Raw genomic sequence first — 19,929 nt, 5'->3', positions numbered from 1 at the left:
CCGCCGCATTTTTTCTGAAATTTGGGGGTGGGTCCTTTGGGGCCCGCCCCCTTTTTTTTATGTCCTCCTAACATGGAGGACGGTATTTTGGAGTGGGTTGCGCACGCAGCTGTGCTTGCAATCGAACGCTGTGCGACCTCCCGGCTTTCTTGCCGGCGTGCGTCCGGCGCCGGTGCTTCCGGGCGCGGCATGGGATTGGTTACCCGGTGTAGTTCCCAGTGGACTGTAACCACACCGTTGGCTTAACTGCAGGCATTCCGGTGGCGGCCGTACCGATCGGTGCGGGTATCGTGTCCAACAGGTTCCGGCAAGTCCCCCGCCGTGCCGAACCTGCTTACGATACAAGATTGTGCTGAACCGATTCGGCCCGTCCGTGCGTCCTATCTATGGAAGCGGTGGGGCGAATCGAGAGTGCCAGGGGGCCACCAACTGAGCGATAGCACTTACGGCGACGGCGACAAAACGCCGCGCCACGACGCTGAGACACCTGATGATGCTGGTCGTGCTGCGGGGGAAGCAGTGCGTCGGGGGAGTGGCTCCGGTCGCGGTCCCGGCGAGAAGACCGACGACCGCCAGAACCGACCCGATGGTGCTGCGATGATGAACGAGCATGACGACGACTCCCAAGAGAAGGGGACTGACGAGGGTCGGGGGAAGCCTGCTGAGCCTGCCGCCGAGAACCCTGAAAGACGCGACGAAGCTGCCGCCGCCCCCTCTGCTGCCGCTGCCGGCGGCACGCCCCCGTCCGAACCCGCCGCCGAGGTCCCTGAGGCGGAAGGCGCCGAGGGCGCCGACGAGCCCGGTGAGGCCGGTGAGGCCGGTGCCGCATCGGGCACCAGCGCTTTCAAGGACAGCGGCACCTTTTTCCGCGACCGGGTAGCCCGCACACTGGCGGAGCAGGGCTTCAACCTCCGCGAAGACGGCACCTGGGGTTCCACCGAATCCGCGGACACAGCAGCCGGCGCGCCGGAAACCGGCCGGGAACAGGGCGGGGCCGAACCCGACTCCGCAGGCGCGCAGCAGCCCGCTGCCGCGGATACCGTGTCGGCCGACAAGTCCACCACCACTGCGGCGGCCGCGGTCGACGAGCCGGGTACCGCTGCGGAGGCGGGAACTCCTGCCGAATCCGCGGCCGAATCCGCGGCCGGATCACCGACTGCAGCCGACCGGGCCGAACCCGCCGCGGCCCGCAGCACCGGCGAACCAGCCACCGATACCGCCGCCGCCACCGACGCGGCAGCGACGGCCGCCGCTGCCTCCGGCACCGAACCCACCGACACCGGCACCCCGAAACCGGACTCCGCCTCCTCCGGCGCGCCGGCGACTCCGCCTTCCCCGGCGGGTACCACCGCTGCCGACAACACTGCCGACGGCGACGACAAGGCGAGCCAGCCCCGACCCGCGGGCACCGCTGAGCGCGCGGCCGGCGGCCTTGGCGGCTTCGGCGGGGGTCTCGGGGGTGGTGCGCAGTCCGCACCTGCAGACGGTGGCCAGGCTCAAGCCGAAGAATCGCGCTCCTGGTTCACCCCGCGCGCAGGCACGCGCGACACGGCGGCTGGGGCCCCGGCCGCCGACGACGGTGCAGGCGAGCCGCAGAGCGGAACGTCCCCCGCGGACTCAGGGGCCGCCGGGCCCGCCGGCCCGACCGCCGGATCGGCGTGGAGCAGCCGGCAGGAACCCCCCTCGGCCGCCGAGCCGCGCGACCCGAGTTCCACGCGGCTCGACCACCCCGACACCCCCGACCACCCTGATCAAACCGCCGCCGGCACTCGATCCGAGGCGGCGGGCACCGCAGATCGGCATCCGCAGCGGTCCGGCGACGGTGCCGCAGCGGGCCGCGACGACTCGGCCGCAAGCGCCGGTCCACGCCCGTTCGGAACGTCCGGCGCGCCGACCGGCACCGGCCAGTCCGGCAGCACTGGCAGCACTGGCAGTGCTGGCAGTACCAGCAACACCGGCAACACCAGCGGTGCCGTGTCGGATCGCGGCGCAGGCTCCGGCTACGGCCCGGGTGCGGCGGGTCTCGCCGCCGGTGGCGCCGCAGCTGCCGGCGCGGGTGCCGCTTCCGGCTCCGCCGCGGCCGCAGTCGGTCCCACCGGCTCCGGGCCGTCCAGTCCTTACAGCACACCCGGTTCCGCGGGTTCCGGCCCCTCCGCCCCCGCGGCCTCTTCGGGCACCGCCGGCCCCACTGGTCCCGCAGGTGCCGCGCCCACCTCCCAGGGCAGCGCCGCCGGCGCCCCCCGCGGCTACGGCGGCGACCGTGCGGCAGGTGCCCCTTCGCCGGCTGCGGATGCCGGTGCGACCGCAACTTTCGGCGCGGTCGGCGCGTCCTCTCCGGGCGCCTCCTCCTCCGGTGGCCCGGCCGAGGGCGCCGGGAGCGCTGCGGCGGGCGGATCCGCCGCCGAGCCGGGCGCGCACACGGCTCACAGCGCTTCGGGAGGCCCGTCCGGCCCCTCCGGCCCGGACCGCCCGCCGGGCCCCGGCGGCCCGACATCTCCGGGCGGCGGCGGTAAGGGCGGCAAGAAGCCGAAGACCAAGAAACCGCTGTGGTGGCGCATCACCCGGGCGACTCTGCTGACCTTCGGGATCCTGGCCGTGCTGGGCTTGGGCGGTTTCGGGATCGCCTACGCGACGATCCCGGTGCCCGACGTCGCCAAGGAAGATGCCGTCAACCAGGGCTCGACCTTCTACTACGCCGACGGCAAGACCCAGTTCGCCGAGCGCGGGGTCGACCGCGAACCCGTGGATTACAAGGAGATCCCCGAGCAGGTCCAGGAGGCGGTCATCTCCGCCGAGGACCGCGGCTACTGGACCTCGCCGGGCGTGTCCATCACCGGCACCGCCCGCGCCGTGTGGGTCACCGTCACCGGCGAGCAGGTGCAGGGCGGTTCCACGATCACCCAGCAGTTCGTCCGCAACTACTTCGAGGGCATCAGCCGCGACCAGACCATCGTCCGCAAGCTCAAAGAGATCGTCATCGCCCTGAAGGTCGACCAGTCGGCGGACATGGACAAGCAGTGGGTGATGGAGCAGTACCTGAACACCATCTACTTCGGCCGCAACGCCTACGGCATCCAGTCCGCTGCGCAGGCGTACTACCACAAGGACGTCGGCGACCTCACCGCGTCGGAGTCGGCGTTCCTGGCGGCGGCGATCCAGCAGCCGACCCTCTACGGCCAGGCCGACAGCAATACCACTCCGCAGATGGAGAAGCGCTGGGAGTACGTGGTCAACGGCATGGTCGAGGAGGGCTCCATCACCCAGGCCGAGGCCGGCAAAATGGAGTTCCCCAAGCCCAAGGAGGAGCGCCCGGCCAACAGCACCGACCTCAGCGGTTACAAGGGCTACATGCTCCAGCAGGCCATGCGGGAGCTGAAGGATCTGGGTTACACCGAGGACAACCTCAACCGCGGCGGCTACAAGATCGTGACGACCTTCGACCAGCAGACCATGGAGATGGCCAAGACCGCGGTCGAGGACACGGTCGACGTCGGTTCGCTGCCGGACGGGGTCCAGGCGGGGCTTACCGCCATCAACCCGAGCAACGGCGAGGTCGTCGGTTTCTACGGTGGCAAGGACTACATCGAGAACCAGTACGACAGTGCTTTCAACGGAGCCGCCCAGGCCGGTTCGGCGTTCAAGCCCTACGTGCTGGCCACCGCCCTTGAGCAGGGCTACAGCCTCAACAGCACCGTGAACGGCAACTCCCCGATCCAGGTCGCGGGCAGTTCGATCGCCAACTACGACCACACCAGCCACGGGCCGACGACCCTGGTCGAGGCCACGCGGATGTCGCTCAACACCGGCTATGTGCAGCTCGCGCAGGAGGTCGGGGTCGAGAACGTCCGCAAGACCGCGAACTCCGTGGGCATTCCCAAGAGCATGATCAAGGACGACCAAGTGGTCCCTACGATCGCGCTGGGCGTCTCCAACGTGCGCCCCGTCGACCAGGCCAGCGGTTTCGCGACCTTCGCCAACGGCGGCGAGCATGTTGAGGCCCACGTCGTCCGCGAGGTCGTCAACAAGGACGGCGAGAACGAACGGCCGGAGCCGAAAACCACCCAGCCGATCAGCGAGCAGACGGCGAACAACGTCACCTACGCGCTGCAGCAGGTCGTCAGCAGCGGCACCGGCACATCGGCGGCGCTGCCCGGGCGTCCGGCGGCCGGAAAGACCGGGACGACCGACAGCAGCGTCGCCGCCTGGTTCGCCGGTTTCACGCCGCAGCTTTCGGCGGCCGTGGGGGTGTACAACGGTAACAACCAGCCGTTCTCGGTTCCGGGTTGGGGAGCGTTGTCGGGCGGCACACTGCCGGCCTCAATCTGGAACAACTTCATGACCCGGGCCATGGAAGGCAAAGAGGTCAAGCAGTTCCCCGAGCCCAGCTACGGCGGCGAAATGCACGACCTGGCTCCCGACCCGCCCCCGTCGCAGGAGCAGAGCGACCCGGCCGACCCCGGCGACCAGGAAACCCGGCCCGAGGACCCGCCGGCCGCGGAGCCGCCGCCCGCGGATACGCCGTCCGCCCCGGTCGAGCCGCCGCCTCCGCCGCCGGACACCCCTGAGGCACCGCCGGAGTTCCCGGGCTTCCCGGATGATGGAACGGGGCAGGAAGAGGAACCGCCGGCCGAGTAGTACCGACAACGAGGCGGGCCGGAGCGAGCACATCGCTCCGGCCCGCCTTCGGTCCTGCGGGCGCGGCCCCATTTCGCCGGGCCTGCGCGGGCCGGCCGGCCCGGCGGCGGTTCACCGCGCTGCGCGGCCTGCGGGGGATGCGGGAGCGGCCGACCCCTGCGCTCGCAGGATCTGCGCGGTGTAGGGGTTCAGTTCGATCGGCCGGTCCTCGCCGATGACGACCGTGCCGCCGATGTAGGCCAGGTGCCGTCCGAAGGCGTAGTTGGGTTCGAAGGCGAAGGTCATTCCGGGTTCGAGTTCCAGGCCGGCGTTGATGGTGCGGTGCTCGCCCTCGGGCGGGTAGGCATCGGCGCCGGGGATCCGGCGGCCGGCGTCCGCGGGGAATCCGCTGAGCGCGATGGCCGGGTTGAGCGCATGCAGCGCCGGGCCGAACTCCCAGCCGTCGGCCGCCTCCAGCGGCCCGCGCACGGCGGCGACGACGTCGCCGAACGTCCGGCCGGGGCGCAGCGCCTCCAGGCCCGCGTCGTAGGCCGCGCGCGCCACCCCGGCGGCGCGCACCAGGTCGGCGTGCGGCTCGCCGATGGCGATGGTGACCTGGTGCTGGGTGTGGCGCCCGCCGAAGTTGGCGAACACCTCGGCGGAGATGGTGTCGCCGTCCCGCAGGGTGCGGGGCGCCTGCGGGCGGTAGGCCCACTGCGGCAGCCCCGAAGCGAGCGGGTCGGGGCCCGACCAGAAGTGCATGGCCGCGGGGACCGTGCCGCGCGCGTAACCGGCGGCCATACCCGCCGCATACACCTCGGCTTCGGAAACACCGGCGGCGGCGGTTTCGACCATGGCGCGCGCCATGGCATCGCCGATGCCCGCCGAGTGGCGTACGGCGGCGACCTCCTCGGCACCCAGCGGCATGATGAGCCGGGACAGGGCCATGGCCACGGGCTTGAACTCGGCGCTGGGAAACTCCTGCAGGATGTTGTCCCACATCCGGTAGGGCAGGATGCCCTCAGGGTGCCAGGGCGGGTAGGGCTCCAACCCGACGACACCGATGGTCCCCGCGGCCAGGCCCGCCTCGCGCAGCGTGTCGGCGACCGCGCGCGAGCCGCGCTCCGACCGGACCTGCTGCGGCGGGATCCACATGGTGTCGCCCCTGCGCGTGGACTCCAGGTGGTCCCGCGCGAACATCTCCATCGGCAGCAGCGAGATCGGGTCGCCGTCCCGCGGGAAGACCACCGTCGTCCCGGCCCTGCCGTTGGTGAACCACGTGTCGAAGGCGAACGGTGCCGGGCCGGCGTCCTCGTGCTCGCCGAAGACGAGCAGCGCGTCAAGGCCTTCGCGCGCCATGAACGCGCGCGCGAGGTCCCATCGGCGGTCGCGTTCGGCCATAGAGAAGGTCGGTACCGCTGTATCGCTCAAAGCTGTTCTCCTCAGGTTTCGCAACAACCACTCGGGCACCGTCGGCCCGGACCGGTTGGGACCGGCCCCGGGCCGGCCGGCGGTGCGCGGGCGCGGGGCCGCCTCCGCCCGGCCCCGCCCGCACCCGCTCACCGCTTTCACCAGGGCAGGGCGCCTTTGCGGTCGCGGTAGCGCCCGGTCTCCCCGGGGGAGGTGGTCGCCAGTTCGATGATGGCGTCGGTGCCCTCGGTGACCGTCTGGGTGCCCTGGCGGCCGTTGAGGTCGGTGGCGGTGAAGCCGGGGTCGGCGAGGTTGAACCGGACCTCCGGGACGCCCTTGGCGTACTGGACGGTGAGCATGTTCAGGGCCGCCTTGGAGGTCGGGTACATCAGGTGCGTGAAGCTTGACTTCTTCCGTTCGCCGTCCGTGTTGATCGCCAGCGATCCGGATCCGCTGGAGACCATCACCACCCGCGGGTCGTGCCCGGCGCGCAGCAGCGGCAGGAACGCGTGGGTCACGCGGACCGGGCCGACCACGTTGGTGCTGAGGACGGGGACCAGGTGCTGCGGCTCGGTCTCCGCTGGGGTGATGCGGTCGCCGGTGGTCCCGGCGTTGTTGATCAGCACGTCGAGGCTGTCGGTGCTCTCGCGCACCGTCCGCACGGCCGCGGCGACCGAGTCGTCGGAGGTGACGTCCAGCGGGACGAAGACCACGTCCGCGCCGTCGGCGGCGAGCCGCTCGCTCGCCTCGCGGCCGCGGGTCTCGTCGCGGGCCCCGAGGAAGACGCGCCAACCGAGCGCGCCGAGGCGGCGCGCCGCCTCGTAGCCCAGGCCCTTGTTGGCGCCGGTGATCAGGACGGTGGTCGTGCTGCCGGACGCGGTGCCGGAAGCGCTGTGGGATGTGGTGCCGTATTCGCTCATGGTGCCACGATGGTGCCCTGACCAGGGATTATCCAGAGATGCCCGAGACTGGGAGCGGCCGTCCCAGGATGCCTGCGCCGAACGGGGGGACAATGGGCGCATGGACCGATTGGAGCTCGCCCGCGTCCTCAAGGCCGCCCGGGCACGCATCGCACCCGCCGAGGCCGGTCTGCCGGCCGGCCCGCGGCGGCGGGTGCCCGGGCTGCGCCGCGAGGAGGTGGCCCAGCTCGCCGGATTGAGCGTCGACTATGTGGTCCGCCTGGAGCAGGGCCGCGGGCCGCAGCCGTCCACCCAGGTACTGACGGCGCTGACCCGGGCGCTGCGGCTGGAGACCGACGAACGCGACCAGGTGTTCCGGCTCGCGGGCAGCGCCCCGCCGCTGGCCGGCCGGATCGATATGTCGGTCCGGCCGAGCGTGCTGCGGTTGCTGCAGCGGCTGACCGATCTGCCGGTACTCGTCCTGTCGGCAAAGGGCGACGTGCTGGAGCAGAACCTGATGGCCGACGCGCTCGTCGGCAACCTGAGCCGCCTGCCCGGCCTTCAGCGCAACATCGTCTGGCAGCGGTTTTTCGGCACCGGCGCCGAGCGGGTGGTGCTCAGCCCCGAGGAGGCCGAGACGACGACGCAGCAGGCCGTCGGGTCGCTGCGCACGGCGCTTTCCCGCTACCCGGACGACCCGGAGCTGCGGTCGCTGCTCGATGAGCTGCTCGCCGGCAGCGAGCGGTTCCGGGGCATATGGGAGGAAGGGCGTTCGGTGGTGCGGCGGTCGATGCACAAGACGGTCGACCACCCCGACCTCGGGACGCTCGTCCTGGACTGCGACACCCTGCTGCTGCCCGACACCGACCAGCAGCTGATCGTCTACTCGGCGGCGGCCGGTACGCGCGAGGCCTCCGCCCTGGACCTGCTGCGTGTCACCGGCACGCAGCAGATGTCGGTGAGCGGCTGACCGGTCGGCCGACCGGGCGTCACAGCATGGTCCGCAGCGAACGCAGCCGCCAGGTGCCGGGGTCGGGCGCGCGGTCGGCGTGCGGCGGGGACCCGGCGGCGGGAGCGAGGCCGGGGTAACGCCGCAGCAGCGACTCCAGGGCCACCTCCGTTTGGACGCGGGCGAGGGACGCGCCCAGGCAGAAGTGCGGCCCGTGGCCGAAACCGAGCTGGCCGGCTCCGCTGGGGGCGCGGGTGACGTCGAAGGTCTCCGGATCGGTGAAGACGCGGGGATCGCGGTTGGCGGCCGCGATGGCCGCGGTCACCCGCTCGCCGGTGCCGATCGCGACACCGCCGATCCGCACGTCCTCGCGGGTGAACCGGGGCATCGCCAGCAGTTGGGGTCCGCACCAGCGCATCAGCTCCTCGACGGCGCCGGGCAGCAGAGCGGGGTCGGCGCGCAGCGCGGCGAGCTGGTCGGGACGGGCCAGCAGTTCGGCCACCCCGTTGGCGACGAGGTTCGTGGGGGTCTGCCCGGCAAGGACGATGTTCCACACGAGGGCGGCCATCTCGGTGTCGCTGAGCCGGTCGCCGTCGTCGGCCTGGGCGGCGATCAGGTCGGTGAGCAGGTCGTCGCCGGGGTTCGCGGGGTCGGCGCGGCGGGCGGCCACAGCGGCCTTGGCGCCGTCGATGATCGCGGGCACCGCCTCGGCGAACCCGTCGCCCGATCCGGCGGCGATGACCGCTCCGAACCCGCGCCACTGCGGGCGGTCGGCGTGCGGGATGCCGACCAGTTCGCAGATCACCTCGATCGGGAGCGGGCGGGTGAAGTGCGCGACGAGGTCGACCGCGCCGTGCCCGCCGTCGCCGGTGTTCTCGGCGTGTTGCGGCAGGCGGTCCAGCAGGTCGTCGACAACAGCCTGGATACGGGGCCGGAACGCGGCGGCGCGGCGCGGGGTGAACGCCGGCGCGACGAGCCGGCGCAGCCGCAGGTGTTCGGGGCCTTCCAGTTCGCCCATGTTGCGCATGAAGGGGCGGTACTCCGCGGGCACGTCGGGGCGCATGGCAAAGGTGCCGGCGTTCAGCTCGAACCGGGGGTCGGTGAGCATCGCCCGGGCGTCGCCGTGGCGCAGCAGGGCCCACATCGGGTCCATGCCGGGCACGGTGAGGCGGGCCACGGGCGCCTGCTCGCGGGCGCGCCCGTAGACGGCGAACGGGTCGGCGATCACGTCGGGCGACATCAGGTCGATCTCGCACGTGCCGTCGGCGTTCGGGGTGTTATCGGTCATCGCTGCTCCAAAGGGGCGGAGGGGACGGGTTTGGTGGCGGTGCTTGCGCGCTCTCGCCGCCCGCATCCGAATGCCCTAAACATTCGGATGCTTAAAACAGATGATCGCGTCATCTGGATGTTAACCGTATCGTGAGTCCGCTGCCAGGAGAAGGCGGTAGGGGAGGACGATTGGGCCGGCTCACCAGAGCACAGACGCAGGAGCGCAACCGGGCCAGGGTGCTGGCGGCCGCACGCGACGAGTTCGCCGATCGCGGCTTCCGCGACGCCAAGATCGACGGAATCGCCGAACGCGCCGAACTCACCCGCGGCGCGGTCTACTCCAACTTCCCCGGCAAGCGCGCGCTCTACTTCGCCGTCCTGGCCCGCCTCGCCGAGGACACGACCGCGCCCGAACCGGCGGAGCCCGCTCTCACCGCCCGCGAGGCGCTGCGGGCACTCGCCCGCGCCTGGGTCGCCCGGCTGCCGCTGGCCACCGCCGACGACCCTGCGGCCCGGATCGGGACGGACCTCATCCCGGAAATCCGCACCGACGAGACGACGAGCCGCCCCTTCGCCCAACTGATGAAACTGCAGGCGGTCCTGCTCGGATTGGGCCTGGAGCGGCTCAGCCCCGCTGCCGAGGCGGGCGTGCGCCGGGTGCGGATGGCCGAAGCCGCGCTGACCACGCTGCACGGCGCCGGGCGGATGGCCGCGGCTGCGCCCGGCTTCGTTGAACCGTTCAACATCGTCAGCGCCTGCGAGCAGCTCGCTGAACTCGACCTGGGCGACCGGTGCGGGCCCCCGCCGATCGTGCCGCGGTCGCAGCCGGCCGGCGAGGTGTGGAACCCGCCGGAGGCGCTCGACGTACTGCGCCGCGAGCCCGCCGCGCTCGCCGCCGACGGCGTTGTCGCGGTCCTGGGGCTGCACCGGCTCGCGGCCGCCGAGGACGCCGTGCGCGCGGCCCCGCCAGGGGCGGCCGTCACCGCGGTCGTGGTCTCCGGCGCGCCCGCCGAACTGGGGCCGCTGGCCCGCATGGCCCTCGCCGACATCAGGGTGCTGCTGCGCCAGGCCCTACCCGCCACAGCGTGGCCGCGGCTGCGGGTGGTCTGCGACGAGGCGGGCGAGGTGGCCGCGGCTGCGGGGGTTACCGGTATCAGCGACGCCACCGAGACCGCCGTGCGTATCGAGGCGGGCCGGATCGTGGCCCGCGCCGAAGGGCTGGGCGCCGGCCACGCGGCGGCGGCGAGCGGGCCCGCGGGGCCGGCTGCGCCGCTCGACCGGACCGCGGCGGCACCGCGGCCGGACGATCGGCGCGGCGGCGATCAACAGCGACGCACCGACCCTGCGGAAATGCCCAAAAATCAAAGCTGAGACCGGCATTTCTACATGGTCATCAACGGAAACCCTAATGCACCAGCGCCGCGCAGCCGCAGGAGTCGGGATCAGGGGCTGCGGGAACCTCAACGCGGCCGGTGAAGACCTCGGCGCCCGGGGTGGTTGCGCTCAGTGCGTCGGCGGCGAGGATGACCGCGGCTGAGGTCCAGGTGCTGCGTTCCACCGGCCAGCGCACGTCCTCGGCGAACTGGTAGCCGGTCCAGTAGGCGCCGTCGTCGGGGTCGCGCAGGTGCTGGATGTCGGCGACGAGCCCGCGGGCGCGGTCGGTCTCGCCCAGCGAGACCAGCGCCAGGGCCAGCTCGCAGGTCTCGGCGCCGGTGACCCACGGCTGGTCGCTGACGCAGCGGATACCCAAGCCGGGGACCACGAAGGTGTCCCACGCGGCCTCCAGCCGCCGGTGCGCCGCCGCGCCGCGCACCGCGCCGCTGATGACCGGGTAGTACCAGTCCATCGAGTAGCGCCTGCGGTCGGCGAAGACCGACTCGTGCTCGGCCAGCAGGTGGCCCAGCCGGGCACCCGCCAGCTCCCAGTCGGGCTGGGGCCTGCCCAGCCGCTCGCCGAGCGCGGCGGCGCACCGCAGCGAATGGTGGATGCTGGCGCAGGCGGTGAGCAGCGCGTGGTCGCCGGCGTTGCCCTCGGCGTCGCGCGCCCAGCGGATCTCGCCCCGGTCGCCGCGCAGGGCCAGCGTGAACTCCACCCCGGCGCGCACGGTGGGCCACATGGCCGCGGCGGCCTCCTCGTCGCCGGTGACCAGGAGCTGGTGCCAGACACCGACGGCGGGGTAGGCCGCGTGGTTGGCCTCGCGCAGCGGGCTGGCGGGCTCGTTCCCGCGCAGCTTGGCGGGCCAGGAGCCGTCGGGGAGCTGGACCGCGGCCAACCACGCGTAGGCCCGCTGCGCCGCGCCGGTGCGGCCGGCCGCCGCCAGCGCCATTGCGCACTCGACGTGGTCCCACACGTCGGTGTGGCCGCCGGGGAACCACGGGATGGCGCCGTCGGGGGTCTGGGCGCCGAGCAGGTAGTCGGCGGTGCGGGCGATGTCGGCGGCGGTGAGGACACCGGGCAGTTCGGGAACGCGGCGGCCGCCGGCCGCCGGAGAGCCGCCGCGCCCGCCGGGCGCTGCACCGTTGTGTGCGTGGCCGTTGAGCGGGACGCCGGTGCCGGTGCCGTCGTGCGGGCCGCCGCTGTGCGGGATTGCGGTGTTGGTGTTGGGGGCGGTGCCGCCGTCGGGAAAGGTGCCGCCGCTCATCCGGTGGTCTCCGCGCCGCCGCCGCGCCGCGGTTTGCGCAGGTAGACGACGACGCTCTTGCCGATCACGGGGTTGAGCAGCCGCTCGGCGGTGCGGGTGGTTCTGGGGGCCTGCATCATGTCCCACACCAGCATCCGGTGGTAGGCCGCGGCAGCGGGGTGGTCGTCGTTGGTGGTGCCCACCGCGCACTTGATCCACCAGTAGGGGGTGTGCAGGGCGTGGGCGTGGTGGTGGGGGCCGATCTCGAAACCGGCGGTCTTGAGCTTGGCCTCCAGCTCGGCGCGGGTGTAGATGCGGACGTGGCCGCCCTCGTTGGTGTGGTACTCCTCCGAAAGCGCCCAGCACAGGCGCTCGGGCAGCCAGCTCGGCACCGTGACCGCCGCGATGCCGCCGGGCCGCAGGACCCGGTACAGCTCGGCCATCGCCGCAGTGTCGTGCGGGATGTGCTCGAAGATCTCGGCGGCGATGACGCGATCGAACGAACCGTCGTCGAAAGGCATGCCGAGCGCGTCGCCCTTAACGGTCTCGGCCGAAGACTCGGTCTCGGGCGGTGCTTCGCCGGCGGCGCGCATGGCGGCGAACATGTCGGCGACCTCGGCGAGGCCGTTCTCGTTCTGGTCGAAGGCGACCACGTCGGCGCCGCGGCGGTAGACCTCGAAGGCGTGCCGGCCGCCGCCGCAGCCGAGGTCGAGGACACGGTCGCCCGGTCCCACGGGAAGCAGGGAGAAGTCGACGGTGATCAGTGCTGGCTCCTTGGAATCGTGCGGGTCACAGCCGGGCTGCGGGGTCGTCGGCGCGGCCGCGGGCGGCATCGGCGGCAGCGGTGGAGTAGCGCCGGGCGGTGGCTTCGGCGACCGCCCGCCAGGTGAACCTCTCTTGGACGCGGTCCCACGCGGCCTTGCCCATGTCCCTGCGGCGGTCGGGATCGTCGAGCAGGCCACCGATGGCGGCGGCGAGGTCTTCGGGGTCGCCGGGTTCGGCCAGCACGGCGGCCTCGCCGTCGGGGCCCACCACCTCGGGGATGGCTCCGGCGCGGCTGGCGACCAGCGGCGTGCCGGAGGCCATGGCCTCGACGGCCGGCAGCGAGAAACCCTCGTAGAAGGACGGTACGACGGCGACTTCGGCCCGGGCCAGCAGGTCGGCCAGTTCGGTGTCGTCGATGCCGCTGACGAAGGTGACGCGGTCGCGCAGGCTCAGCTCGTCGACGAGCCGGTCCGTGGCTCCGCCGGGGGTGGGGCGGCTGACGACCGTCAACGAGACGTCTCGCTCGGTACCGAGCTTGGCCGTGGCGCGCAGCAGGGTGGCGACGCCCTTGATGGGGCTGTCGGCGCTGGCCACGCACACCATGCTGCCGGGGACGCGCTCGCCGTCGGGGCGCGGGTGGAAGCAGCGGGTGTCGACGCCCAGCGGGACGATGTCCACCGCCGAGCGGTCGACGCCGAACTCGCGGACGATGTCGTCGGCCGAGGACCGCGACGGCACCAGCACGGGGTCCAACCGGCGGGCGACCCGGCCCTGCATCCCCACGAAGCCGTACCAGCGGCGCTTGCCGATGCGCTGCCAACCCGTGGCCTGTTCCACCTCGATGCGGCGGTCCACGGTGATTGGGTGGTGGATGGTGGTGACCAGGGGCAGGCCCGCGGCACGGATACCGAGCAGGCCGTAGCCGAGTGTCTGGTTGTCGTGGACGACGTCGAACTCGCCGAGCCGGCGGCGGAGTTCGCGCAGCGCGCGCAGCGAGAAGGTGAGCGGCTCGGGGAAGCCGGCCGTCCACATGGTCGCGACCTCCAGCACGTCGATCCAGTCGCGCCACTGCCGCAGCGGCGGGGTGGTGAACGGGGCGTCGTCGTTGTAGAGGTCCAGGCTGGGGAGCTTCTCCAGGCGCACCCCGGCGTCGAGTTCGGGGTAGGGCTGGCCGGAGAAGACGGTGACGTCGTGGCCCAGCGCCGCCAGCTCGCGGGAGAGGTGGCGGACGTAGACCCCTTGGCCGCCGCAGTGCGGCTTGCTGCGGTAGGAGAGCAGGGCGACGCGCAGAGCGCGGTCGTGGTGCGGCATAGGACTAACCCATCGACAGCGTTGTGGCGGATGGCAGGACCGCGCGCAAGGCGCGGCCCAGCGGGGTGAGCGCGGCGGCGGCGCCGGGCGGACCGGTGGTGCCGGGGCTGCTGCGGGGGCGCGGTGACGCTGGTCGCACCGGCAGGGTCACTGCTTCACCTCGTTCGTCGCTCGCGCGTTCCGCTACCGCTGGTCGCTCGCTGCTGTCGGCTGCATAGGACCGCCAGAAGACGGGTTCGATCGCGCGCCCGCATGTTACTCGCCAGTTTAATCCCTGGCACCCCTACCCACGATCGCCGGTACCGCCCGGGCAATTGCGGCGGGGCGGCCCGCCCTGTGCGGGGGAGGTAGTGGCGGCGGTCGCCTGCCCGGCTTGCAGACGGCGGGGCGGCACGCGTCGGGCCCGATCCGTCGGCGGCGGCTCGTAACATGCGGCCCATGGCGATCAGTGATGCGGGGATCAGACGGTTGGAGACCGCGGCGGCTGCAGGCGATTCCCGGGCGGCGCGGGAGCTGGGGCGGTTGCTGAGCCTGACAGCGACGAACCCCTTGGCACCCTCCCTGGAAGAGGGCCCGACCTGGCCCGAAGAGCGCTGGCTGCGCGCCGCGGTGCAGGCACACCCCGATGACATCGAGGCCCTGACCCTGCTGGCCGGGCGGCTGGTTCAGCAGGTGTCCCATGGGGAGAACGGGTTGGACCCGGACCCGCACGGTGCGGCGGACAGCGGAGCGGACGAGGCCGCCGGCCCCGTCGAGCGGAGACGGGCCGAGGCGCAGGAGTTGCTCGCCCGGATCCGCGCGGTCGGCCCTGGCGGTGCTGCCGAGGCCGGACTGCAGGAGCTTGCGGTTCGGCTCGGGATGAGCGAAGAGCCTCCCGCGGAGAACGGGTACAGCTTCCACCTGCTGACGGACGAGGTGGGAAGCGGGTCCATGCTGTACCTCGCGACCATCGTCGCGTCCGACCCCGACGAGTTCCGCTGGGCCTGCGACACGTGGCGGAGTCTGTCCGAGGTGACCGGATTCGACGAACCGCCGGTCCTGGTCACCTATGTGGATGGCGCCGTGGTGAGCTCCATCTGCCTCGGCCCATGCCTGACCGGGCACGGCGTGGACTGGAGCGCCGTCACCGTCCCCGAACTGACCGGCACCCGCCTACCCGCAGGCCTGCCCGTGCCGGGCACCCCCGCGGAACTCCCCGTCCCCGGGCGCTGCCTCCACTACGGTTTCTCGATGAGCCTCCACTAGCCAGGCCGCATCCGCCGGCCCACGGAGCCGCCGGTCGGGAGGCTCGCGCCGGATGCCGGCACACCGCGGAATCCCGGGCGGAGTACTCGGCGATATCGATGACGATCGCCACCACGCCATGTACCGCATCCGCCGCCGGGATACGCCGTCGGGACGCTGTGAGCCTCAGAACTGGTCGCTGCCGGCCACCTGCCCGATCGGGAACGTGTGGCGCGAGGCGGCGCAGATTGTCTCCAGCGCGTGTATCGGCGTGTCCTCCGTGCTTACGCTCACCCGCAGGATTTGCACCACCCATTCGCCGGCGGCGTCGAGCAGGTCGGCCTCGTAGGGTGTCGGTGGCCGTACGGTCAACGTCTCCGTGGCGTGGCCGAACCGGTGTCCCAGGTCCTCGATGGCGTCCTGCAGAGTCGGCAGCACGAAGCCTTCACCATCCAGCCGGGTGCCCTCGCCGACGTCGACGCGGAAGAACGACGTGGCGATGCGCACCGGGACCTCGTTCGCCCAGAACATCTTGCGGCGGGCGATCACGGCGTCGCCGGGCTCCACTCGCAGCGCCGCCGCGACGTGGTCGCTGGAGGGCTCCTGGCCGACATACAGCATCTTCCGTTCGGGTGTGAGCCCCTGCCGGTCGGCCTCGGTCACATACAGGCTCTTGGACCCGCGGACAGTCGGAGGAGTGGGCAGACCGCGCTCAACGAGCACACGCGGTCGCGGCTCGACGGGGCCGCTGGGAGCACGGTGCTCGCCGTCACCGGCCTTCTTCATCTGGGACACGCGGCCGGGTGTGACGCCCAAGAGGCGGGCGATCTCGTCCTGGCGCATGCCGGAGTCCTGCGCGGCGACGATGGCGCCGCGGCGGATGCGCGACAATTCCACGCTCTGCCCTTGCAGGCCGGCCATCGCCGCTGACGCGGCACGGGCGCGTTCAACGGGGTCGGATATGGCGGCTATGTCGTGCAGTGTCCGTGCGTCCATGATGTCCTCGGTCTTGGCTGCGGCAGGCGTTGTCGATGGTGTCGAGCATCCAAGGTTCGACATCGGCTGGCAACGCATCCGTGCCGCAGGACGCACGCCTTTCGGGTGGGGGAGTGGGCGGTAGGCCGAAGAAACGTTCGCGGTGCTGTGCGCCGATCGATCGATATACTCAGCGCGGGATACATCAGGTAAATGCACGAAGCGGCCCTCGGCACACGCCGGGGGCCGCTGCCGTCGCGGGGATGGATCAGAAGCGGCCGCTGCGAACATCAGCGATGAACGCATCCCATTCACCGGCAGGAAACATCAGGTGGCCCTGGTCAGGATGCTTGCTGTCCCGGAGCGCGGATGCGCCGACGGCGTCGGCAACCTCGACACAGTCCTGCCCCTTGCCAGTGGAGTAGGAGGACTTGCGGAAATGCAGGTGGGGTGTATTGGACATTGGTGTTCCTCTACCGGTCGGTGAGCATGCGCTCCATGAAGGCGGCTGATTCGTCTACCGGGAGCGCGCTCGCCTGCAGATGATCGTGGATCGTGGCGTAGTGTTCCAGTTCGATCGGGTCTTCCGGGAACAATCCGCTCATGGCGTGCTCCAAGTAGACCGTGCTTGGGTCACTTGGAAAGTCCAGGATCACGAAGCTTCCGGCCATGCCCGGATGAGGGCCGACCGAGTCCGGCAATACCTGTACTTGGACGCGTCCTGACGGCTGCTGCACTTCGATCAAGTGGCGGATCTGTTCGGCAGCGACATCCGCGGGGAGCTTGCGGAATACGCCCTCGTCAAGGATCGCGTGTAGCCGCGGACCATCGCTGCGCGCCAGAACCTGCTGGCGCATCATGCGGGCCTCGAACCGGCGTGCGATCTCACGCTCATCGGTCACGGTGTCACCCATGATGACCGCACGTGCGTACCCCTCGGTCTGGAGAAGCCCAGGGACCACAAGCGCCTGGTAGGTACGGATGCGCGACGCCTCGGTTTCGAGGTCGACGTAGGCGCCGTTGCCGAGGATGTCCTTGTAACCGACCCACCAGCCGGTCTGGCTAGCCTCCAGCGCCAGGCGGACGTACGCATCGCGTTGCGCCTTGTCGGTGACCTCGTAGATGTCGAGCAGTGTCAATACGTCGTCGCTCCACAGCCGCTTCCACTCACGGTTTTCAACACGCACGACCTTCGCTGCGGACCACGGCCGGTCGGGGCGCAGCTTTTTCGCGCGCTTGGCGACCTCCGCGGCTGTGAGGCCGGTCTTGGTGCGCAAGTGATCGAGGTGCCGCGAGAGGCGGCGGCGTCGCAGTGTCGGACTGGCGGCCAATTGATCCGGGCTCCTTCGTGGACGGCGCCCCGATCCTACGCTGAGTGATCGTGATTCCGACATTTAGTGCACCTCTCATAGCGCTCTGGATTTTCTGTTCAGCATGGAATATCCACTCACTATGAATATTGCAAATATAGTCACTCTGCGCGACCATGGATCCACCTGATGATCCCGCCGAGCTCACCCAGCTCGGCTTGACCCCCAAGGGGTTCCGTATGCGCAAACTGTCCGAACTCATCCAAGAAAGGTGGCGCCTGCTGGTTCCGGTGCCACGTCGCGCCGTCACCGCACGTGCCCGCGCTCCGCGTGTCCGGCCTTACGTGCTGCGCTCCGCGCCGCCGTCCGTGTCCGCGCAGGCGGCCGTCGCTCGCGGTATCCGTGCTGAGAATCTGCGTGCCGAGTCGTCCTTTGCTCCGTCGAGGGGTGGTGATCGTGCCGATATGGCGGATTTGGCGGGGTCGGTGCGCGCGTGGGTGGCCCTGCGCGAGGGGTGTGATCCGTCGCCGCGCCGCGGTGGTGGCGGTGGGCGCGAGTTGGCGGGGGTGCGGTGATGGCCGCCGTATCCGGCGGGCAGGCCGGTGACCGCACGCACCTGTCGGTTGTCGATACGGCCCGGCTGGCCGCGGTCGCCGGGAAGCTGCACGCGGCCGCTTTCGCGGCGGCCGATGACCAGGTGTTCCTGCGGGCGCTGCTCGCCGATGCGCTCGCCGATGTCGACCAGGTGCGCGGCCGGTGTACCGCGGTGGCCGCCGCTCGGCCCTGGCCCATCGGGCAGGCGCCGGCGGTGCCCCGCACCCGTGCGGGCGGATCCGGCCGTCCGCCCGGCGCCGGTGGCGACCGGGCCGCCGCCGCGGATCCCCGGCCTGACCGCGACGGCCCGGACCCCGGCACGGGGACCGCGCGCCCGGGTTTCCCGACCTGACCGGGCGCCCTTGACCGGTCGCGGCCGTGACTGAGGGGGCCACGGCCGCGGCCACCCCACCGCCCCGCACCCGTGCCCACCGCGGGTGCGGGGCACCCCCATGCGGCCGCGATAGCGCGGAGAGCTGAGATGGCCGCCCGACCCGAGGGAGGCAAACCGATGGCGGTGGGGCGGAGCCGATCGGGAGTCGGGCGGGAGGCCCGCGTTGGTTGTCGAGGCACCGGCCGGACTCCGAGCAGACTAGAACGTATTCCACTTCTGCTGGGCGGGCAGGGGGAATGGTGTGACTGCGTGGCGGAATGCCGGTTCAACTCGGGGTGATGTGGTGCGACACGCAGTTGTGGTGGACCGAGTTGGTAGGGGATCCTTGGATAACGTGTTCTTGTAAGGGCTCGGGGGTCGGCGGGTGCGGCCCGCGGATGACGACGATGGGAGATCCGGCGTGGCGGTCCAGCAGGCGCCGATCGGAATGCGGTCCCGAAGCCAGAACCAGCGTCGCAAGCGGATCGTGCAGACGGCGGCGGCCCTGGCGCTGCGCGGCGGCGTCGAGGCGATGCAGATGCGCGCGGTCGCCGAACGCGCCGGGGTGGCACTGGGCACGCTTTACCGGTACTTCCCCTCGAAGATGGACCTGGTCGTCGCGGTGGTCACCGAGGAACTGGACCTGCTGGAGACCAGCATCAGCCGGCGCCCGCCCACCGCCGACACCGCCGCGGGGCGGGCGGTCGATGTCCTCATGCGGGCCACCCGCGGACTGCTGCGCGAGCCCGAGCTCGCCGACGCGCTCGTGCGGTCGCTCATCATGGCCGAGGCAAAGACCGAGCTGGGCACCCGCATCACCGACCTGCTCTGGCGGGTGGCCGCCGGGGACGGGTCCGCGCCCGCGGGCGGCGAGGCCGCTGCGGAGCCCGGAACAGACGCCGGCGGCCCCGAGGCCGCGGCCGCGCCGTCCCCGGAAACCGCCGCTGAGCCGCAGCAGCTCGACCGCAGCGACCCCGCTTACATCCGCGTGGCTTCGCTGGCCAGCGTGTGGATCTTCGAACTGCTCGAAGTCCTGAAGGGCGACCGCGACATCGCCGAGGTCCAGTCGCGCCTGGAGATCGCGGCCGAGCCGCTCCTTGCCCACTGCTGAGGCTCCGTCGATCCGTTCTCGGAACGGCTTGCCTATTGCCTATTACCCGTTCCCGTTGGTCGGCTTGGCTATGAGACCGGGAGGCCGGGAGCCCGGGAGGCCGGGAGGCCGGGAGGCCGGTGGCCGACCGTTCCGGGCCCCGGAGGAGCCGTGTGGACTTGGGGGTATTGGACGCGGGTCCGCTGGGCGGCCTTGTCTGCGGTCGGCCTGAGGGCGGCCTGGACTGGAAAAGCGGCGGCGACGGCCGCGCGGGCTCGGGGCCGCTGTCACCGGTCCGGGGCGTGGGGAGCAGCAGCGGGCGGGTGGCCCGGCGCACCGACGGTCAAAGGTTCTATGGCTGCCGGATATATGGCTGTTTCGGCTCTTGGGAGGGGGACCGTGTAATCCCTTATATCCGTTTCTGGGGCCGTGTACGGGAGCGATCATGCAGTAATGCCCAAAAATTAACCTCGATCTTTCGTGAGGCTGCGGCGTCGAAGTGAAGGACCCGGCCCTGTCTCACGAG

At 71.6% G+C, this 19,929-nt stretch carries 15 protein-coding genes; 6 read left to right on the top strand and 9 right to left on the bottom strand.

The window, feature by feature from the left end:
• The first annotated feature begins 597 nt into the window (after positions 1 to 597).
• The gene (locus ACYVD5_RS26190; protein WP_461003818.1) at positions 598 to 4,635 is read left to right on the top strand and encodes a transglycosylase domain-containing protein; all 4,038 of its coding nucleotides are present in this window, start codon (positions 598 to 600) and stop codon (positions 4,633 to 4,635) included.
• Between the two features lie 111 nt (positions 4,636 to 4,746).
• Here the strand turns inward: ACYVD5_RS26190 and ACYVD5_RS26185 are convergent, their stop codons facing one another.
• Entirely contained in the window at positions 4,747 to 6,045 is a 1,299-nt protein-coding gene (locus ACYVD5_RS26185) for a M24 family metallopeptidase (RefSeq protein WP_461003817.1), read from the bottom strand.
• Between the two features lie 137 nt (positions 6,046 to 6,182).
• Positions 6,183 to 6,944, bottom strand: coding sequence for an SDR family NAD(P)-dependent oxidoreductase (locus tag ACYVD5_RS26180; RefSeq protein ID WP_461003816.1), 762 nt, complete (start codon positions 6,942 to 6,944; stop codon positions 6,183 to 6,185).
• A gap of 100 nt (positions 6,945 to 7,044) precedes the next feature.
• Here ACYVD5_RS26180 and ACYVD5_RS26175 point away from each other — a divergent pair, with 100 nt between their 5' ends.
• The gene (locus tag ACYVD5_RS26175; protein WP_461003815.1) at positions 7,045 to 7,893 is read left to right on the top strand and encodes a helix-turn-helix transcriptional regulator; all 849 of its coding nucleotides are present in this window, start codon (positions 7,045 to 7,047) and stop codon (positions 7,891 to 7,893) included.
• Between the two features lie 19 nt (positions 7,894 to 7,912).
• On the opposite strand, the gene ACYVD5_RS26170 is transcribed toward ACYVD5_RS26175, so the two are convergent.
• Complete coding sequence (locus tag ACYVD5_RS26170; protein ID WP_461003814.1) at positions 7,913 to 9,160, bottom strand: cytochrome P450 family protein; 1,248 nt, start codon at positions 9,158 to 9,160, stop codon at positions 7,913 to 7,915.
• 170 nt (positions 9,161 to 9,330) lie between these two features.
• Here ACYVD5_RS26170 and ACYVD5_RS26165 point away from each other — a divergent pair, with 170 nt between their 5' ends.
• Entirely contained in the window at positions 9,331 to 10,512 is a 1,182-nt protein-coding gene (locus ACYVD5_RS26165) for a TetR/AcrR family transcriptional regulator (RefSeq protein ID WP_461003813.1), read from the top strand.
• A 34-nt stretch (positions 10,513 to 10,546) separates the two neighbouring features.
• On the opposite strand, the gene ACYVD5_RS26160 is transcribed toward ACYVD5_RS26165, so the two are convergent.
• The 3 genes from ACYVD5_RS26160 to ACYVD5_RS26150 are packed head-to-tail and all read right to left on the bottom strand — an operon-like array spanning position 10,547 to position 13,837.
• On the bottom strand, positions 10,547 to 11,782 hold the full coding sequence (locus ACYVD5_RS26160) for a prenyltransferase (protein ID WP_461003812.1): 1,236 nt from the start codon (positions 11,780 to 11,782) through the stop codon (positions 10,547 to 10,549).
• Complete coding sequence (locus ACYVD5_RS26155) at positions 11,779 to 12,525, bottom strand: class I SAM-dependent methyltransferase (RefSeq protein WP_461003820.1); 747 nt, start codon at positions 12,523 to 12,525, stop codon at positions 11,779 to 11,781. Before ACYVD5_RS26155 ends, ACYVD5_RS26160 begins: the two co-directional genes overlap by 4 nt.
• Before the next feature lie 25 nt (positions 12,526 to 12,550).
• Positions 12,551 to 13,837, bottom strand: coding sequence for a glycosyltransferase family 4 protein (locus ACYVD5_RS26150; protein ID WP_461003811.1), 1,287 nt, complete (start codon positions 13,835 to 13,837; stop codon positions 12,551 to 12,553).
• A gap of 438 nt (positions 13,838 to 14,275) precedes the next feature.
• On the opposite strand from ACYVD5_RS26150, the gene ACYVD5_RS26145 reads away from it, so the two are divergent.
• Positions 14,276 to 15,082, top strand: a complete 807-nt coding sequence (locus tag ACYVD5_RS26145) for a hypothetical protein (RefSeq protein WP_461003810.1) — start codon at positions 14,276 to 14,278, stop codon at positions 15,080 to 15,082.
• A gap of 165 nt (positions 15,083 to 15,247) precedes the next feature.
• On the opposite strand, the gene ACYVD5_RS26140 is transcribed toward ACYVD5_RS26145, so the two are convergent.
• From ACYVD5_RS26140 to ACYVD5_RS26130, 3 genes are all read right to left on the bottom strand, one after another.
• Positions 15,248 to 16,057, bottom strand: coding sequence for a UTRA domain-containing protein (locus ACYVD5_RS26140; RefSeq protein WP_461003809.1), 810 nt, complete (start codon positions 16,055 to 16,057; stop codon positions 15,248 to 15,250).
• A 247-nt stretch (positions 16,058 to 16,304) separates the two neighbouring features.
• Positions 16,305 to 16,499 (bottom strand): DUF397 domain-containing protein, encoded by a 195-nt coding sequence (locus tag ACYVD5_RS26135; protein ID WP_461003808.1) that lies wholly within the window; start codon positions 16,497 to 16,499, stop codon positions 16,305 to 16,307.
• 10 nt (positions 16,500 to 16,509) lie between these two features.
• Positions 16,510 to 17,367: a helix-turn-helix domain-containing protein gene (locus tag ACYVD5_RS26130; protein ID WP_461003807.1), complete on the bottom strand. Its 858-nt coding sequence runs from the start codon at positions 17,365 to 17,367 to the stop codon at positions 16,510 to 16,512.
• A 553-nt stretch (positions 17,368 to 17,920) separates the two neighbouring features.
• On the opposite strand from ACYVD5_RS26130, the gene ACYVD5_RS26125 reads away from it, so the two are divergent.
• Entirely contained in the window at positions 17,921 to 18,292 is a 372-nt protein-coding gene (locus tag ACYVD5_RS26125) for a hypothetical protein (protein WP_461003806.1), read from the top strand.
• Between the two features lie 469 nt (positions 18,293 to 18,761).
• Complete coding sequence (locus ACYVD5_RS26120) at positions 18,762 to 19,424, top strand: TetR family transcriptional regulator (protein WP_461003819.1); 663 nt, start codon at positions 18,762 to 18,764, stop codon at positions 19,422 to 19,424.
• Positions 19,425 to 19,929: the final 505 nt, after the last annotated feature.

The sequence above is a fragment of the Streptomonospora sediminis genome, from assembly GCF_054778995.1.
The sequence above is the reverse complement of the archived record's forward strand: the minus strand, read 5'-3'. Positions and strand labels throughout refer to the sequence as shown.

Excerpts from the sequence above, each read along its gene's own strand:
- ACYVD5_RS26190 (WP_461003818.1), top strand. The coding sequence starts at position 598 with ATGATGAACGAGCATGACGACGACTCCCAAGAGAAGGGGACTGACGAG.
- ACYVD5_RS26180 (WP_461003816.1), bottom strand. The coding sequence starts at position 6,944 with ATGAGCGAATACGGCACCACATCCCACAGCGCTTCCGGCACCGCGTCC.
- ACYVD5_RS26175 (WP_461003815.1), top strand. The coding sequence starts at position 7,045 with ATGGACCGATTGGAGCTCGCCCGCGTCCTCAAGGCCGCCCGGGCACGC.
- ACYVD5_RS26170 (WP_461003814.1), bottom strand. The coding sequence starts at position 9,160 with ATGACCGATAACACCCCGAACGCCGACGGCACGTGCGAGATCGACCTG.
- ACYVD5_RS26160 (WP_461003812.1), bottom strand. The coding sequence starts at position 11,782 with ATGAGCGGCGGCACCTTTCCCGACGGCGGCACCGCCCCCAACACCAAC.
- ACYVD5_RS26150 (WP_461003811.1), bottom strand. The coding sequence starts at position 13,837 with ATGCCGCACCACGACCGCGCTCTGCGCGTCGCCCTGCTCTCCTACCGC.
- ACYVD5_RS26145 (WP_461003810.1), top strand. The coding sequence starts at position 14,276 with ATGGCGATCAGTGATGCGGGGATCAGACGGTTGGAGACCGCGGCGGCT.
- ACYVD5_RS26140 (WP_461003809.1), bottom strand. The coding sequence starts at position 16,057 with ATGGACGCACGGACACTGCACGACATAGCCGCCATATCCGACCCCGTT.
- ACYVD5_RS26135 (WP_461003808.1), bottom strand. The coding sequence starts at position 16,499 with ATGTCCAATACACCCCACCTGCATTTCCGCAAGTCCTCCTACTCCACT.
- ACYVD5_RS26125 (WP_461003806.1), top strand. The coding sequence starts at position 17,921 with ATGGCCGCCGTATCCGGCGGGCAGGCCGGTGACCGCACGCACCTGTCG.
- ACYVD5_RS26120 (WP_461003819.1), top strand. The coding sequence starts at position 18,762 with ATGCGGTCCCGAAGCCAGAACCAGCGTCGCAAGCGGATCGTGCAGACG.